This is a genomic window from Mycolicibacillus koreensis, assembly GCF_002104795.1.
GTDB classification, from domain to species: Bacteria; Actinomycetota; Actinomycetes; order Mycobacteriales; family Mycobacteriaceae; genus Mycobacterium; species Mycobacterium koreense.
Map to the genome: position 1 here is coordinate 1 of NZ_NCXO01000038.1, position 17,803 is coordinate 17,803.

The 17,803-nt window shown below is 68.8% G+C and carries 12 protein-coding genes and 1 pseudogene; 12 read left to right on the forward strand and 1 reads right to left on the reverse strand.

Annotated elements, in window-relative coordinates; all coding sequences use genetic code 11:
• The 8 genes and pseudogenes from B8W67_RS15255 to B8W67_RS21395 form a co-directional block, all read left to right on the forward strand.
• Positions 1-3,033: SDR family NAD(P)-dependent oxidoreductase (locus B8W67_RS15255; protein WP_133056128.1), on the forward strand; the 3,033-nt coding region annotated here is incomplete at its 5' end.
• Positions 3,030-7,460, forward strand: a complete 4,431-nt coding sequence (locus tag B8W67_RS15260; protein ID WP_085304821.1) for a type I polyketide synthase — start codon at positions 3,030-3,032, stop codon at positions 7,458-7,460. The genes B8W67_RS15255 and B8W67_RS15260, both read left to right, overlap by 4 nt.
• A gap of 64 nt (positions 7,461-7,524) precedes the next feature.
• Complete coding sequence (locus B8W67_RS15265) at positions 7,525-8,511, forward strand: efflux ABC transporter ATPase subunit, DrrA-related (RefSeq protein WP_085304823.1); 987 nt, start codon at positions 7,525-7,527, stop codon at positions 8,509-8,511.
• Complete coding sequence (locus B8W67_RS15270) at positions 8,508-9,329, forward strand: ABC transporter permease (protein WP_085304825.1); 822 nt, start codon at positions 8,508-8,510, stop codon at positions 9,327-9,329. The genes B8W67_RS15265 and B8W67_RS15270 overlap by 4 nt, the downstream gene beginning before the upstream one ends.
• Positions 9,330-10,172 carry an ABC transporter permease gene (locus tag B8W67_RS15275; protein ID WP_085304826.1) on the forward strand — a complete coding sequence of 281 codons (843 nt, stop codon included), beginning with the start codon at positions 9,330-9,332 and terminating at the stop codon, positions 10,170-10,172.
• A 39-nt stretch (positions 10,173-10,211) separates the two neighbouring features.
• The gene (locus tag B8W67_RS15280; protein ID WP_085304828.1) at positions 10,212-11,474 is read left to right on the forward strand and encodes a phthiocerol/phthiodiolone dimycocerosyl transferase family protein; all 1,263 of its coding nucleotides are present in this window, start codon (positions 10,212-10,214) and stop codon (positions 11,472-11,474) included.
• A 10-nt stretch (positions 11,475-11,484) separates the two neighbouring features.
• Positions 11,485-12,954, forward strand: a pseudogene (locus B8W67_RS21390) (cytochrome P450); the annotation flags it as partial.
• A gap of 81 nt (positions 12,955-13,035) precedes the next feature.
• Positions 13,036-13,908, forward strand: a complete 873-nt coding sequence (locus B8W67_RS21395; protein WP_234793935.1) for an SAM-dependent methyltransferase — start codon at positions 13,036-13,038, stop codon at positions 13,906-13,908.
• Positions 13,909-13,911: 3 nt separating this feature from the next.
• On the opposite strand, the gene B8W67_RS15290 is transcribed toward B8W67_RS21395, so the two are convergent.
• Positions 13,912-14,742, reverse strand: a complete 831-nt coding sequence (locus tag B8W67_RS15290) for a class I SAM-dependent methyltransferase (RefSeq protein ID WP_085304830.1) — start codon at positions 14,740-14,742, stop codon at positions 13,912-13,914.
• Positions 14,743-14,800: 58 nt separating this feature from the next.
• On the opposite strand from B8W67_RS15290, the gene B8W67_RS15295 reads away from it, so the two are divergent.
• From B8W67_RS15295 to B8W67_RS15310, 4 genes are read left to right on the forward strand one after another with little or no spacing between them, the layout of a single operon-like run.
• The gene (locus tag B8W67_RS15295; RefSeq protein WP_085304832.1) at positions 14,801-15,469 is read left to right on the forward strand and encodes a flavodoxin family protein; all 669 of its coding nucleotides are present in this window, start codon (positions 14,801-14,803) and stop codon (positions 15,467-15,469) included.
• Positions 15,470-15,482: 13 nt separating this feature from the next.
• Positions 15,483-15,989, forward strand: a complete 507-nt coding sequence (locus B8W67_RS15300) for a DUF2505 domain-containing protein (protein ID WP_085304834.1) — start codon at positions 15,483-15,485, stop codon at positions 15,987-15,989.
• Between the two features lie 39 nt (positions 15,990-16,028).
• The gene (locus tag B8W67_RS15305; RefSeq protein ID WP_085304836.1) at positions 16,029-17,012 is read left to right on the forward strand and encodes a hypothetical protein; all 984 of its coding nucleotides are present in this window, start codon (positions 16,029-16,031) and stop codon (positions 17,010-17,012) included.
• Complete coding sequence (locus tag B8W67_RS15310; RefSeq protein ID WP_085304838.1) at positions 17,009-17,800, forward strand: alpha/beta hydrolase; 792 nt, start codon at positions 17,009-17,011, stop codon at positions 17,798-17,800. The genes B8W67_RS15305 and B8W67_RS15310 overlap by 4 nt, the downstream gene beginning before the upstream one ends.
• Positions 17,801-17,803 lie beyond the last annotated feature (3 nt).

The window sequence follows — 17,803 nt, forward strand, 5'->3', positions numbered from 1 at the left end:
CACCAGGCGGTGACCGCCGCCGCAGCCGAACACGCCACCTTCATCGAGATCAGCCCACACCCGGTGCTGACCTACGCGCTGACCGAAACCCTGACCGACACCCTCGGATCGGACGCGACCGTGCTCGCGACCCTGCTGCGCGACGAACCGGAGAGCCTGACCTTCCACGCCCACAGGGCGAGAGCGGGGGCCGCCGCCGAGACCGCCGCCGAGCCCGCCGGCCGGATCATCGACCTCCCGCCGACGCCGTGGCTGCACACCGACTACTGGGTCGACGCCCCCGTGGCCACGCCGTCCGGCGAGCATCCGCTGCTCGGGGCGCACGTCGAGATGCCCTCCGGGCACGCCTGGCAAGCCGATGTGGGCACCGCGTCCCTGGGCTGGATGGCCGACCACCGCGTCCACGGACAGCCGGTGCTCCCGGCCGCCGCCTTCGCCGAGATGGCGCTCGCCGCCGGACGTGCCGCACTGGGCGATCCCGGGCCGGGGCTGGCCCACCTGGAAGTCGAGCAGATGCTGGCGCTCGGCGAGCACACCTGGGTGACAACCCAATTGAGCCTAGAGGACAACCGGGTGCAGATCGCATCCCGCAGCGCCGAAGGCACCTGGACCCGGCACGCGGTGGCCCACCTCGACACCGAGAGCGCGCTCCCCGGGCCACCGGCCGGCGACGACTCCGCCACCGCCGACGGCATCGCTGTGACACCAGCGGACTTCTACAGCGCTCTGCGCCGCACCGGCGCCTATCACGGGCCGGCGTTCGCTGCGCTCACCCGGATCGTGCGGCGCGGCGACGGTCGCGCCGACACCGAGATCGTGCTGCCCGAGGAGGCGACCCCCCACCGCGGCTACCGGCTGCACCCGGTGTTGCTCGACGCGGTCCTGCAGAGCGTGGCCGCCGCGGTCACCGAACCCTCCGCCGGCGAGGCCGACACCACCTACCTGCCGGTCTCGGTGGAATCGCTGCGGGTGTTCACCGCAACGATCGGTCGCCGTGCCCGCTGCCACGCCGAGTTGACCGACCTCGACACCGACGGCAAGCTCGGCCGCGCTCTGCTCACCGACGACACCGGCGCCCCACTCGCCGAACTCACCGGCATCTACCTGCGGCGTGTTCAACGCCGGGCGGTGCCGCTGCCGTTGAGCCAGAAGCTGTTCCACGCAATCTGGGAGCAGGCCGATGTGCCGCCACCGGCCGACGACGCCGTCGCGGGCGGCTGGCTGGTCCTGTCGGCGCAGACCGGCGCGGACACCGGCATCGCCGGGGAATTCACCGACCGGTTCGCTGCCGCGCACCGTCGCGTGCACCGGGCGCCGCTGGGTGATGAACCCGCGGTGCGCGAAGCGTTCGCCGCCCTCGCCGGAGACCCCGACCACCCGCCGGCCGGGGTGATCGTCGTCGTCGACGCCGCTGGCTTCGACACCAATCGCTTCGACACCGCTGGCTTCGACACCGCTGGCGTCGACACCGGAACCGACGGCGTGGAGGACACCGTCGGCCAAGCCCGGGATCTGATCTGGGATCTCGCGACCACCGTGCGGGCCGTCGTCAACGGCTGGCACGGCGCGGCGCCGCGGCTCTGGTTGGTCAGCAACGGCGGTCTGGGGGCCGGTGGAGGGGAACACAATCCGACGATCGGCGCACTGAGGGGTCTGATCCGGGTGCTCGGCTACGAGCACCCGGATCTGCGCGCCACCATGATCGACGTGGATGACGTCGCTGATCCGGTCGCCACCGTGATCAGCGAGGTGCAGACCGGCGGCACCGACGACGTCATCGCCTGGCACGGAGCCGACCGTTACGTGGAGCGCCTCGCGCGGGCCCGCCTCGACGCCGACCGTCGGGGCGCGCCCATCCGCGATGACGGTGCCTACCTGATCACCGGTGGGCTGGGGGGCCTGGGGTTGGTGATCGCCGGGTGGCTCGCCGAACGGGGGGCCGGGCGGATCGTGCTCAACAGCCGGTCCGCGCCGGCAGGCGAACAGGCCACCGCGCTGTCGGAGCTGCAGGAACGCGCCGACGTCACGGTGGTCACCGGCGACATCGCCGAACCCGGTGTCGCCGACCGGTTGGTGGCCGCCGCCGAGCAGACCGGTCTGGCGCTGCGCGGGGTCATCCACGCAGCGGCGGTCATCGACGACCGCATCGTGGCCACCCTGGACGAGGAGAGTCTGCAGAGGGTGTGGCGCCCCAAGGCAGTCGGCGCGCTGCGACTGCATCACGCCACCGCCGGGCGTGAGATGGACTGGTGGGTGGGATTCTCCTCGATGGCCGCATTGCTGGGCTCGCCCGGCCAGGGCGCCTACGCCGCCGCCAACGCCTGGCTGGACACCTTGATCGGGTGGCGTCGCGCGGCCGGGCTGCCCGGCACGGCGATCGACTGGGGCCAGTGGGCCGACGTCGGGGCGGCCCGCGCCCTCACACTCGGTGTGCTCGATCCGCTGGACCCCACAGAGGGGCTCGCCGCGTTGGACGCGGTGCTCGCGGCCCAGCCCGAACGGATCGGTGTCGCGCGGCTACGCCTGGACCGGGCCGCCGCGGCCTTCCCGGAGTTGGCCCACCGCGGTTACTTCTCCGATCTCGCCGGTGAACTCGACTTCGACTCCGCCGACGACGACTGGTCCGGGCCCGACGCGTTGCGAGACCTGGAGCCCGACGCCGTCACCGCCGCGGTGCGCGCCCGGCTGCGTTCCCGGATCACCGCGATCATGGGATTTTCGACTCCGGATGCCCTCGAGGACAGCGCACCGCTGACCACCCTCGGTATGGATTCGCTGATGGCGGTGCGAATCCGGAACACCGTGCGCGGTGACTTCGGAGTCGAACCCCCGGTGGCGCTGCTGCTGCAGGGGGCGACCCTGCCGGACCTGGCCACCGATCTGATCCGTCAACTCGACCTCACCGGCCCCGCCGATCCGGGTGGGGCGACCGGCGCCGCCACCCCCACCGGCGGGGTGGCCGGGCGCGCCCAACAGCGAGCCGCGGCACGTCGACGCGCCGCCGCCCGCAGGAAGGTAGGACACCGCGCGTGAGTACTCCCACTGACACCGAACTACCCACCACCGCAATCGCCGTGATCGGCATGGCCGGCCGGTTCCCCGGTGCGGACTCGCTTGCCACGTTCTGGGCGAACCTGCGCGGCGGCGTCGAATCGATCGTCGACCTCAGTGCCGATGAGCTGCGGGCCGCCGGGATCGCCGAGGCCACCCTGGACAACCACTCCTACGTGCGCCGCGCCGCTCTGCTCGACGGCATCGAGGAATTCGACGCGGAATTCTTCGGGTTCACCCCGCACACCGCGGCCACCCTGGACCCGCAACATCGACTGTTTCTGCAGACCGCCTGGCATGCCTTCGAAGACGCCGGGGTCAACCCGGCGACCCTGCAGGCCTCGGTCGGGGTGTTCGGAACCAGCTCGGCCAGCGGTTACCTGCTGCACAACTTGATGTCACACCACCGGCCGAGCACCGTGATCGGCGAAGGCGCCACCTTCGAGATGGTCAACCTGTCGTTGCACAACGACAAAGACCACCTGGCCACCCGCGTCGCCCACCAGTTCAACCTGCGCGGCCCCGCCCTGTCGGTACAGACCGCGTGCTCGTCGTCGCTGGTGGCGGTGCACCTGGCGTGCCAGGCGCTGCTCAACGGGGAATGCGAGATGGCCCTGGCCGGCGGCTCCTCGATCCGGGTGCCGCACCGCGTGGGCTACTGGCATGAGGCCGGATCGATGGTGTCGGGCACCGGTCACTGCCGGCCGTTCGACGTCCGCAGCGACGGAACCATCTTCGGCAGCGGTGTCGGGGCGGTGCTGCTCAAACCACTGGCCGACGCCATCGCCGACGGGGACCGCGTTCACGCGGTCATCCGCGGCTCGGCGATCAACAACGACGGCGCAACCAAAATGAACTACGCCGCCCCCAACGCCGTCGGGCAGGCGGAGGTGATCGCCGAGGCGCACGCAGTGGCCGAGATCGACCCCGCCTCCGTCGGCTACATCGAGACCCACGGCACCGGAACGCCGTTGGGTGACCCGATCGAACTCGACGGGTTGCGCCAAGCGTTCGCGATCTCCGAGGAGGAACGCCCCGGCCCGTGCTACCTCGGATCGGTCAAATCCAACATCGGCCACCTCGAGGTCGCCTCCGGGATCGCGGGGCTGATCAAAGCTATTCTCTGCCTAGAGCATCGCGAGATCCCGGCCACCTTGCACTACACCGCCCCCAACCCTGAGCTGCACCTGGACCGCGGCCCGTTCGAAGTGCGCGACCAGCACGGCGCGTGGGAATGGCCGGGGGTGCGCCGCGCCGGGGTGTCCTCCTTCGGGGTCGGCGGCACCAACGCCCACGTGGTCCTCGAGGAAGCGCCCGACCGCCCGGCTCCCTCGGAGAACACCAGCGGTGCACAGGTGTTGGTGATGTCGGCGCGCACACCGGAGAGCCTCCAGGATTACCGTGGGGCGCTGGCCGCCGAACTGTCCGCCGACGCACCGGATCTGGTCGATGTGGCAGCCACCCTTGCCGGCCGGCGCACCGAAAAGGTCCGCGGCGTCGTCGTCGCCCACGACCCGGTGCAGGCGGCGAGCGTGCTCGTTGCCGACGACCACGACAACGCCCTGGTCGCCGACGCGCCCGATCCCGGTGTCACCGGCCTCGACGAGCGGGTTGTGTTCATGTTCCCCGGCCAGGGTGCACAACACATCGGAATGGCACGCGGGCTCTACGACGCCGAACCGGTGTTCGCCGAACACTTCGACGCCTGCGCCGCCGCCTTCGGCGACGAACTCGACATCGACCTGCGCGCGGAGATCTTCGACGGCACCGCCCGCAGCCTGGAACGCACCGACCGGACACAGCCCGCACTGTTCACCGTGCAATACGCCCTGGCCCGGTTGCTCCAGTCCTACGGCGTGCAACCGGCGGCGATGGCGGGCCACAGCATCGGTGAATACACCGCCGCAACCCTCGCCGGGGTGTTCGACCTGTCCACCGCGGTACAGGCGGTGGCGATGCGGGCACGGCTGATGCACGCCGCGCCCCGCGGGGTGATGGTCGCCGTGCCCTGCAGCGCCGATCAGATCACCGAGGACCTCGCGGCCACCGCGGTGGACCTGGCGACCGTCAACGATCCGGGCAGCTGCGTGGTCGCCGGCACCGCGGAGACCATCGCGGCGTTCACCGAACGGCTCGCCGAACGGGGGATCACCGCACGGCGGGTTCGCACCTCCCACGGCTTCCACTCACGGCTGATGGACCCGGTGGTGCCGGAGTTCGCCACCTACCTCTCGCAACTCGCCCTGCACGAACCGCGGATCCCGTTGCTGTCCAACATCACCGGCACCTGGTTGACAGCCGACGCGGCGACCGATCCGCAGACCTGGGCCAAACAGATCCGCTCCACGGTTCGCTTCGCCGACGAGCTCGACGTGCTGCTCGGCCATCCGGGCCGGGTGCTGATCGAGGTCGGCCCGGGCGGAAGCCTCACCGGATCGGCAATGCGCCACCCCGCCTTCTCCGGTGACCACCGTGCGGTTCGGATGATGCGGCACCACGCCCAGAACCGCGACGACCACGACACCTTCCTGCTGGGTCTCGGTGCGCTGTGGGCCGCCGGCGTCGACGTCGACTGGCGGCCCCGTCACGGCGGTCGCACCCCGACCCGGGTGACCGTGCCGGGCTACCCGTTCGATCGTCAGCGGCATTGGATCGACTACGCCGGCGGCCACGGCCAGGCGCCGCTGCCCGTGGCCGCCCGTGCGGCGATGACCGCCGGCAACGGCTCGGGCGGCGACGTGGACCCGACCGCGCAGATGGAGGCCACGGTGCAACGCATCTGGGGTCAATGCCTGGGCATCAACGACATCGGGCGCGGCGCGAACTTCTTCGACATCGGCGGCGACTCGCTGATCGCGATCAGCGTGGCCATGACGGCCACCCATGAAGGCCTGGATCTGACACCACAGGACCTCTACGAACACCCGACGGTGAGCGCCCTGGCCCGTGCCCTGGTCGCGCGCTACAGCGAGGGCGGACTGGCGCGCGACCCCGGCACCGCCGCCGCCCCGCCGCTACCCCCCAACCTGGAGCGGTTCATCGACGCCGGGTTGGCCGACCGCGGCCGCTGGCGCATCCCACTGCTGCTGCGACTGCGCCCCGACGTCGACGCCGACGACATCCATGCGGCGCTGACCGCGGTCATCAACCATCACGAGGCGCTGCGGCTGCAACTGGTGCAGCGCGGCGGCACCTGGGTCCAAGAGATCGGCGAACCGCAGGAGTTCACCGACTTCACCACCCGGGAACTGCCCGACCACGGCGACGAACACCAGGCGGTTCTTACGCTGCTGGCCGAGCAGATCGGCGCGGAGGACCTGGCGCCGCTCACCGCGACCCACATACGGGGCCGCACCGGTGGGCCGTGCTACCTGGCGTTGAGCCTGCACGCCATGGTCGCCGACCCGGCCTCCCGCGACATCGTGCTCGCCGACGTGCTCACCGCGCTCGGTCAGCGCATCGGCGGCCAGGACATCACCCTGCCCACGGTGCCCGTGTCGTGGCGGCAGTGGGCGACGCGGTGCGCTGCGTTGAGCACACATCCGTCGGTGCTCGACACCGCCGACTACTGGCTGCGGGCCGGCACGTCGGCGACCCTGCAGATCGGTGAGCCCACGGTCGACACCGCCCCGCACGTCGGGGATTTGAACCGCCACTCGAGCGTGTTGAGCGTGGCCGATACCACCGAACTCGACGATGCGCGCCGCCGCTGCAAGGTGTCGGTCGACGACATCGTGCTGGCCGCGCTCGCCGAGACGATCGCAACCTGCAGCGGCGAGGGCACCCTCGCGGTCGACCTCGGCGGTCTGGGCCGCTCGGTGCTCAAACCCGACGTGGACCTCCACCGCACGGTCGGCTGGTTCACCACCGTGTACCCGGTGGTGCTGGAGTGCTCGGCCAACCCGGCGAGGAGCGCCGCAGAGCGCATCGACGCCGTTCACGAGACGGTATCGACGGTGCCGCACTACGGGATCGGCTACGGCCTGCTGCGGTATGTCTACGCCCCGACAGCACGCACATTGGCGGCTCAGCCCACCGCACAGATCTACCTGCACAACGCCGGCACGATCCCCGAGTTGCCGAGCCTGTCGACCGACGACGCGCCGGTGCAGTTCGATCCCGACACCGCGCTGCCGGTGCGCGACACGGTACCGGGGCTCGGGCACGCGATCGAACTACGGTTGTACCGCCTCGCCGGGCAGCTGCACCTGGACTGGTGGCACGACACCCGCCGCATCGACGCCGACGCCACGCAGCGGTTGGCCGTCACGCTCGCCGAGGCGGTGATGAGGTTGGCGCGCACGGTGATCGACGAAGATTCCGGCGATGCTTCCGACGATCGTTCCGACGGTGACGCCGATCTCGCCGACGGCGACCTGACACTGGTCGACCTGTCGTCGCAGACCTGACCGACCACCAGATCCCGGCACCCGTCCGAGATTGCGAACCCCGAGATTGCGAACAAGGAGAACCATGACCGACACACCCGCGGTTGTCGTCGACGGCATAGGCAAGACGTTCGGATCGGTGACGGCGTTGCGTGACATTAGTTTCGAGGTCCACCACGGTGAGGTGGTGGGACTGCTCGGGCCCAACGGTGCGGGCAAGACCACCACCGTCGACATCCTGTCGACCCTGACCCGCCCCGATCGTGGCCGAGCAGTCGTCGCCGGACACGATGTGCTCAGCGACCCGGCCGGGGTGCGGCGCTCGATCATGCTGACCGGGCAACAGGTGGCGCTCGACGACATCTTGACCGGGCGGGAGAACCTCGTCATGTTCGGCCGGCTGCAGGGACTGACCAAATCGCAGGCCCGCACCCGGGCCGCCGAGCTTGTGGCGCAATTCGACCTCGATCACGCCGCCGACCGGGCCGTGAGCACCTACTCCGGTGGGATGCGCCGGCGTATCGACATCGCCTGCGGCCTCGTTGTCCGCCCCGATGTGGTGTTTCTCGATGAGCCCACCACCGGTCTGGATCCGCGCAGCCGGCAAGCCATCTGGGACCTGGTGGCCGACTTCAAAGCCGCCGGGATCGCCACACTGTTGACCACCCAGTACCTCGAGGAGGCCGACGCGCTCTCCGACCGGATCGTGGTCGTCGACCACGGCGCGGTCATCGCCTCGGGCACCGCGGATGATCTCAAGCAACGCATCGGCTCCACGTACTGCGACATCGTGCCGCGCCACCGCGACGATCTGCCCATGATCGCCGGGGTACTCGGTGACCTCGCCGGCGAGCAGAATCACGCGGCGCTGAGTGCTGAGGCCGACCGGATCGCCATCGCCGCACCGGACGGTCCCGACACCCTTCTCGAGGCGGTACGCCGATTGGCCGCCGCCGAGATCGAATTGAGCGACATCGGATTGCGGCGCCCCTCCCTCGACGAGGTGTTCTTCGCGCTCACCGGCGATCCCACCGAGACCTCGGCACCCGACGACGCGGAGGTCCCTGCATGAGTGTGGCCGCCGTCGACCTGCGCGCGACACGCCCGCCGGTCTCGACCCGCCAGCAATGGTGGGTGTTGACGGTCCGCACCATCGCCCCGACGCTGCGCAACGGGGAGTTGGTCACCCAGGTGGCCGCCTCGATCATGTTCACCGTCGGCTTCTACATTCCGCTCAAACAGATGATGAGCGTGTTCGCCGCCGACATGAGCAGCTACGCCCAGTATCTGATGCCGCTGATCGGGTTGCAGGCGATCGCCTTCGCGTCGGTGTCGGCGGCGTTCCGTTCGGCGACCGACGCGGTGCAAGGCATCAACCGCCGGTTTCGGGCCATGCCGATCGCCCCGCTGACGCCGTTGGCGGCCCGCATGTCGGCCAGCATGTACCGCTGCGCGATCGCGCTGGCGGTTTCACTGGCCTGCGGCCACGTGATCGGATTCCGGTTCTACGGCGGCCTGGTTCACACCGTCGGGTTCTGTGCGCTGCTGCTGCTGATCGGGGTGGCCCTGTCGCTGCTGGGGGACTGGATCGGAACCGCCACCGAGAACCCCGAAGCCACCATGCCGATGATGCTGTTGCCGCAGCTGATCTTCGGGTTGCTGTCGGTCGGCATCCAGCCGGTCGAACGGTTCCCGGACTGGATTCGCGGGTTCGTGCGCAACCAGCCGATATCCCAGTTCGTCTACGCGTTGCGTGCTCTCGCCGGGGACAGCACCCCGGGCGCCGGAGTGGTCACCTGGTCGACGTTGGGGCCGACGCTGCTGTGGGTGGTTGCGGTGATCGTGGCACTGATCCCCCTGCACGTCGTCGTCTCGGGAAGGAGACGGTAGATGACACTGACCGCACCCGAACCCACCGCCACCGTGACCGGAGCGGCGCCGCCCCCGCCGCAGCGATCGGTACCCAGCCACCCGTTGAGCGTCGAGACCGCCGTCTTGACCACGCGGGTGCTGCGCCGTTGGCTGCGCGACCCCGGCACGCTGGCTGAGTCGCTGATCATGCCGGTCGTTTTGCTGGTCACCCTCAATATCGTGCTGGGCGACGGGATTACCCAAGTCGCCGGAGAGAACGCGCTTCACCGCAGCGTCCCGCTGATCGCGATGGTCGGCGCCATGTCGGGAGCGATGGTCGGCGGCATCGGAGTGATGCGCGAACGCGACAGCGGACTGCTCGCGCGACTGTGGGTGCTGCCGGTGCACCGCGGATCCGGATTGGTGTCGCGACTGGTCGCCGAGGTGGTCCGCATCGTGGTGACCACGCTGGCTATCCTGGCCGCCGGCCTGGTACTGGGATTCCGGTTCGAACAGGGTGTGGCCGCAGGGTTGGCCTGGGTTCTGGTGCCCACCGCGTTCGGTGTGGCGTTCTCCATGGCGGTGATCACCCTGGCGTTGTACTCGGCGAACACACTCATGGTCGAGGCAACGGAGATCGTCTGGGGACTGCTGATGTTCTTCTCCACCGGCTTCGTTCCCCTGGACCAGTACCCGGACTGGATTCAACCGGTGGTGCAGCACCAACCCGTCAGCTACGCCATCGAAGCCATGCACGGCCTGTCCGCGGGAGGCCCGATCGCCCAACCGCTCGCCGCATTGTTGGCCTGGTCGGTGGTGCTGGTCGCGCTCTGCGCGCTGCCGATGGCACTGGGCTTCCGGCGGGCCAGCATGCGCAACTGACGCTCCTCGCACCCGACCCCAACACGCGAAAGGACACCAGTGTTCACCTCCTCGGTAATCCGCAAGCTGTCGCGCAGCGAAGAGATGTTCGCCCAGACGCACAGTTTCGTGGGACTCGCAGCGGAGGTGCGTGGACCGATCGACATCGACGCGCTGTCCACCGCGTTCGACGCACTGATGGAGAACCGTCCCGTGCTCGGCGGTCACCTCGAATGCGACGACGCCGGCCGCTACCAAATCGCCGTCGACGACCTGGAACACCCCGGCGTCGACGTCATAGAACTCTCCGATCCCCACGCGGCCGACCCTCCGGTGCTGCTGGATCAACGGGAGTCGCTGATCGCGCTACGGGTCGTGATCCGCGACGGCCAACCGCAGCCGACCCTCTACATCCATCACAGCCTCGCCGACGGGCATCACGAATTCGCGTTGATCGAAGAACTCTTCTCCGCCTATACCGGGCTGGTCACCACCGGACGACTCACCCCCGGTGAGCCCGCCCCGGCCCCGGATTCGTTGGAGACCATCCTGGCCGAGCGCAACATCACCAAACAGCAGCGCTCCGGGCTGGAACGTTTCATGCCCGCCATGTACGCCTACGACCTGCCGCCGTCCCGGCGGACCGCCGGTGGCGAAGTGAGTACAGAGCGCACGCAACGGGTTCCGATGAGTTATTGCCGGCTCAGCGAGACGGAGACCCGGGGGGTGGTCAACTTCGGCCGTGCCCACAAGCTGAGCCTCAACGCGATGATGGCGTCGGTGATCCTGCTTGCCGAATGGGAGCTCCGCGGACGCACCAGTATTCCGGTGCCGTACCTCTACCCGGTCGACCTGCGCTACGTGCTCACCCCGCCGGTCTCGGCGACAGCCTGCACCAACCCGGTGGGCGTGGCCACCTATCTGGCCCACATCGACGAGTCCACCGGAGTGGTCGGCTTGGCCCGCGACATCGCCGCGACCTTCAAAGCGGACCTGGCCGAGGGGGTGATCCAACAGTCGCTGCTGCACTTCAGTCCGCAGTACGTCGGCAACCCGCCAGGTCTTCCCGATGTCGTGATGGTGACCGACAACGGCCCCGTTCCGCCGTTGCCGACACCCCCGGAGCTGGAGGTGGTCGCCACCCACGGCGAACTGTTCTTCGCCGTCAACGCCGGGATCGACATGTACTCCACGAAGATCTTCAACGATCAGCTCATGATCGAATACCACACCCACGCAGCCGATCCGCAGCGCGCCACAACGGCTATCGCCGCGCTGCTCCGCGGTCTCGCCGACCAACAGGGCACACCCGACGGACAGTAAAGGAGCGTCTATGGCCGTCATCAACACCCCGCAGTACCTGCTGGATCGCGCGCGTCGTCGGCTCACACCGACCCTCAACAACCTCCCCGGCATGGGAGCGCTGGAAAAGCGACTGCTGGCCCACCGGTGGAAGCCCAAGACCCTGGCCGACCCGCCGGACGGCAGTGGCCTGGCCCCGATCGTCGGCGACTCCGGTCTGCCGCTGATCGCACATATGGTGGAGTTGTTCCGCGGCGGGCCGGACTACCCGCTGCACCTGTACCGGACCCACGGCCCGTTGTTCTACAACGCGCCGGTGATCCTGCCCGGGGTGATCGCCGTCGGGACCGAAGCCACCCAGGCGGTGTTGGCCAACCGCAACAAGGACTTCTCCCAGAAGGGCTGGCACCCGATCATCGGGCCGTTCTTCAACCGCGGCCTGATGCTGCTCGACTTCGAAGATCACCTCGCGCACAAGCGGATCATGCAAGAGGCATTCACCCGCAGCCGGCTGGCCAGCTACGTCGAGCACATCGACCGAGTGGTCAGTGCGGTGGTGTCGGAATGGCCGGTCAACGACGCCCGCTTCCTGTGCTACCCGGCCACCAAGGAACTCACCCTCGATGTGGCCTCGCTGGTGTTCATGGGCCACGAGTTGGGAGCCGACCGCGCCCTGGTCACGCGGGTCAACCGCGCGTTCACCGCCACGACCCGCGCCGGCAGCGCCATGCTGCGGTTTCCCGCGCCCCCGTTCAAATGGTGGCGTGGCCTGCGCGGGCGCAAGCTCTTGGAAAAGTACTTCTACGAACGCGTCGCAGAACGCCGCCATGGCGACGGCACCGATCTGCTCACCGTGTTGTGCCACGCGGTCGACAGCGACGGCAACCGGTTCAGTGACGACGACATCGTCAGCCACATGATCTTTTTGATGATGGCGGCCCACGACACGTCCACTTCGGCGATCAGCACCATGATCTACCAACTGGCAGCGCACCCGGAGTGGCAGCAGCGCTGCCGCGACGAGTCCGCCCGCCTCGGGGACGGCCCCCTGGACATCGGCGGGCTGGAAAAGTTGGAGTCCTTGGACTTGGTGATGAAAGAGTCGCTGAGAATGGTGACGCCGCTGCACTTCGTGATGCGTCAGAGCGTGCGCGACACCGAGTTGCTGGGCCACTACCTGCCGGCCGGGACCAACGTGATGTTGTGGCCGTCGGCCAATCACCGCATACCGGAGCTGTGGACCGATCCGGAGACGTTCGACCCGGATCGGTTCGCCGAGCCGCGCTCCGAACACAAACGGCACCGCTACGCCTACGCACCGTTCGGTGGTGGTGCACACAAATGTATCGGGATGGTGTTCGCCCAGTTGGAAGTCAAGACCGTGCTGCACCGCCTGTTACAGCGCTATCAGTTGGAGTTGCCACGGCCCGGCTACCGCCCGCACTGGGACTACGCCGCCATGCCGGTCCCGATCGACGGCATGCCGATCGTGCTACGGCCCCGAGACGAAACCCGAAAGGAACGGACCATGCAGAACACCACCACCGTCAGCCGTCGCGAGGAGGAGACCCGCGGGAAGCGAATGAAACGCTGGGCCGGGGAGTGCGGTGCAGCCGCCCGTGTCCTCGCGTCGCGCTCCGAGGGGAAAACCGGCCGGATCTACGACATCATCGGAACCCAGAACCTGTTCGGCGAGGAGTCGCTGTTCATCAACTTCGGGTACTGGAAGAACGCCCCGTCGACATTGGACGAGGCCAGCCGGGACCTGGCGCGGCTGGTGGCGCGCGCCGCCGACTTCACCGGAACCGACACCGTCGTCGACTGCGGCCCCGGCTACGGCGATCAGGACATCCTGTGGTCCAACGAATTCGGCGTCTCCCAGATCACCGGCGTCAACGTCGCCACCGAACAGATCGCGATCGCCGAAAGCCGGGTCGCTGAGGCCGGTCTCGCCGACCGCATCGCCTACGTCAACGCCTCGGCCACCGCGTTGCCGTTCGACGATGAATCCTGCACCAAGGTGGTGGCGTTGGAGTCCGCGTTCCACTTCCCGTCCCGCGTCGACTTCTTCGCCGAGGCGATGCGGGTACTCAAGCCCGGTGGGCGCCTGGTCACCGCCGACATCGTTCCCAAACGGACCGTGCTCAACGCCCGCTTCCGGCGTCAGGTCGACCAACTCGGCTGGCGTGGCGCGTCGCCCAAGGCGGTACGCAAGGCCGCAAACGTGACCGCCTATCGCGATCTACTGGCGGACGCGGGCTTCAGCGAGGTCCACACGGAGTCGATCGCCCCCGACGTGTTCCGCCCGCTGGCCCGGTTCTTGTGGAAGCGGTTGTGGCAACCGGACATGAAGGCGGTCAACCCGGTGCTGCGGTGGACCGTACGTCCCGACAACTTCTGGATCCACGAAACCCACGTGGACTACATCCTGGCCGTCGGGGTGAAGGCGGGGTGATCGTCAGATGACCGGACCGAAGGCGTACCGGTGATATTGCAGCGCGTCGCGCACCGGCGGAACCGCCCGGGTCAGCCGCGCCAGTGTCCGTGGCCCCAGCGAGGCTCGACGCAGGGTCACCGCCCCGCTCAACGTGGTGGCGATCAACAGTCGCAGTTCCGGAACGGCACGCAGCACCGAGGCGGGGGAGTTGACCGCCCAGTGCAGCGTCGATCCCGTGGCACGCACCAACGCTTGGCGGCTCTGGCTTTTCACGCCCAGCCAGTTGTAGAAGTCGATCTGCACCTCGCCGGTGCCGAAACGGTCCACCACTGCGCGCAGCAACGCCGCGCCGTCCTCGGCGGTGAGGTACATGCTGATGCCCTCGGCGAGCAGCAACGTGGGACGACCGGTCGGGATCCGCTGCAGCCACGACAGATCGGTGGCCGCGGTGCCGAGCAGTTCATAACTCGGGCGGGCGGGGTAGACCCGCTCGCGCAACGCCACCACATCGGGGTAGTCGACGTCATACCAGTGCACGTGCGGTCCAGGGTTGAGGCGAAACACCCGGGCGTCCATGCCGCAGCCCAGATGGATGACGGTGCAGTCGGGGTGGGCGGCGAGGAACTGGCGGGCCCACACGTCATACAACGCGGTGCGAACCGTGATCAACGGTGCCCACGCGGCGCCCACACCGATCGTGGGGAAATCGTAGTCGAGGCGTTCCACCGCTTGCTTGGCGAACTGGTCGCCGAGCACCGGGTGGGAGAAGTCTGCGTCGAGCGCCTTCAGGTACAGGGTGGCCAGCATCGTCTGGGCAGCACCACTGAGATCCACGGCAACCTTGTCCGTCACGTCGCTAACACTAATGGCCATAACGGTTTTAGGAAACCCGCGCAGAAGGGTGAAGGCGATGACCGCTGAGGGCTCCACCGGAGGTGCGCCGCGGGTGCTGCTGCTGTATTACAGCTACACCGGGCAGTCGAAGAAGGTGTTGGCCGCCGCCGGGGAAGTGTTCGCCCAACGCGGCTGGGAAGTCCATGAGGCAGCGATCGAATTCACCGATGAGCGCTACGCCGAGCCGTTCACCCGTTTCCCGATGCGCGGGGTGTGGCCGGAGATGCTCAGTGTCTTCGCTGCCCAGACGAAGAAGGAGACCGGAGCGATCACCACGCCGGAGTCGGTGCGCACCAACAGCTATGACCTGGTGTGCATAGGATCGCCGACATGGTGGAGAACCGTCAGCATGCCTCTGCGGTCGTTTCTCCAGAGTGGTGAGGCCCGCGATCTGCTCAACGGCACACCGTTCGCGGTCTTCGTCGTGTGCCGGCGCTACTGGCGCGAGAACCTCGACGGGGTACGTGAACTCGCCGAGTCGGCCGGTGGTCGTTACGTCGACGCCGTGCACTTCCAATACCCCGGGGATCAAATACGCTCGATGCTGTCGTTGACGAGTTATCTGGGCAGCGGCGAGTATCGCCGTAAATACCTCGGGGTGCCGATCCCCACCACCAACGTCACCCCCGACCAACTCGACGAGACCCGCGTGTTTGCCGGCACCCTGGCCGACCGGGTTCTTTAGGTAAGGAGAGTGTGTGCCCCGTTCGGTGGACGTTTCGGTGCGATCACCGGTGACGGTGCCCCAGGTTCATGCCGCGTTCAGCGCCGAAGACTACTGGCGTGAGCGGTTCGCGGCATTCGAGACCGACACCAGCCTCGATGCGTTGCGCGTCGATGACGACGGGGCGGTCCATGTGGCCATGACCGTGCACCTGGTGCGGTCAGTGCTGCCCGCGGCTCTGGTGAAGCTCATCCCGGGCGGGTTGACCATGACCCACCGTGAGGTGTGGCGACCGGTCGATGAGCAGCGGGTCTGTGGCGAGATCAGCATCGACGCGCCGGCGGCGCGCGGAGCCGGCCACGGCGAGGCCTGGCTGACTCCGGCAGGCGCGGGATCGCAGCTGGCGTTCGCGGCCACCGTGCGGGTCAAGATGCCGGTGGTGGGTGGCACGGTGGAGCGGTTCATCGGCGGCCAGTTGGCCGAGAACATCCCGGCGATCCAGCGATTCACCACCGAATGGATCGCCGGGCGGTCGTGTTGAACCGCACCGCGATGTCGCTTCTGCGACACTTGTCGGGCTATGACGCTGCGGATTCTCATGGCCCCGTGGTGGGTGCGCTGGGTGCTGGTCACGGCCCTCATCGCGGTGCTCGTCGGTGGGTTCTATCTGGTGGTCGCCCCGAACACGGCGGCAGCCGTCGGCCCGCTCTGGGGGCCGCTGGCGCTCGGTGTCTTCAGCATGGCCTTCGGTGCTGCCTTACTGGCTCTGAGGGAGCCGGAGCGCAGGCACACCCTGGCGATCATGGATGGACTCGACCACGACCAACGCCGGCGCGCGGTTGCGGCGCTGCGTCACGGCTCGGTGCCCGAGGACCCGGTGGTGGTCACCGCGGCGCTGCGGCTCGGCGTGATGGCCGAATACCAGCGTCGGCGGCTGCGCTGGCCACGTGCCGGGTTGTTAGCCCTCGCGACCGGGTGTGTGGCGATCGGCGTCGCCGCAGTGAGCGGGGCCGTCGCGATCGATGTCCGGACCGGATGGGCCGATCTGGTCCTCGGGGCGGGGGTGCTGGCAGTCGGATTGTGGAGCCGGAGGCGGTGGCGGCGTCTCGAGCAGCACTTGGCGTTACTGCGAGTCGCGGCGGCACCGGCGGCGACGAGTCGACCCGAGAACGCCGAGGCCCCGACGCGTTCGGTGCGGTGGTCGCTGCTCACCCTGCTGGTCGGGGCTGGGGTGGTCGTGGCGCCGTTGATCGTGTGGCCGGCCCCGGCACCGTCGGCGCAGTGCCGCACCGCGCATGCGGTGGTGAGCTTGATCTATGAGCAGCGCGATCTGCTCACCGCGCCGCAACACCATTCGGTCGCGGAGTTTCGCCGATGGTCGGCACAGCTTCAGCAGTACGCGGCCGCGGTCGACGACACCGAGATCGCCCCGCGGGTGCGCCGCATCGCCGAACTGGCCGACCATCTGGTGGGCGGCATCGAGCATGACGGCGTGGCCGACGCGGCGACGCTCACCGCGATCGTCGACGAAGACCAACAGCTGAACCGGGCCTGTCGCTGGTGACTGCAGACGCGTTGGAGGTCATCGAGACCGGCGAGAGCACCCGCGAGCACCTGGTCCCGCTGCTGTTCGTCCACGGCGCCTGGAACGGCGCCTGGGTCTGGCAGGAGCATTTCTTGTCGTTCTTCGCCGGCTGTGGCTATCGCGCGGTGGCGCTGAGTCTGCGCGGGCACGGGGCGAGCCCGGCCCCGCGGGGTTTGCACCGGTGCACCATCGGTGACTACGTCACCGACGTGCGTGCCGTCGCCGACGGTCTACCAGCCGCGCCGGTGGTGATCGGGCATTCGATGGGCGGGCTGGTGGTGCAGAAGTATCTCGAGCACCGTGACGCGCCCGCGGCGGTGCTGATGGGCTCGATGCCTCCGGCCGGGGCACTCGGGTCCGGGCTGCGCTGGCTGCGCCAACACCCTTGGCACTTCACCAAAATCGGTCTCACCGGACGGTCCCTGCCGTATGTCAGCACCCCGGCACTGGCGCGGGAGCGGTTCTTCTCACCGAACACGCCGGAAGACCGGGTATGCGCCTTCGCCGCACGCCTGCAGGAGGAGAGCCGGCGCGCCGGGCCGAGCAGCATCGCCGGCCGTGCCCGGCCGCAGCGGGTGCGCAGCCCGATCCTGGTGTTGGGCGCGGAGTTCGACGGCGCCACCAGCCGTGGGGAGGTGCTCGCCACCGCCCGCGCATACCGCACCACGGCGGAGTTCTTTCCCACGGGCCACGCCATGATGCTCGACGACGGCTGGCAGGCCGTCGCCGAACGCATCCATGGCTGGCTGGGGGAGCGCGGGGTGTAGGCG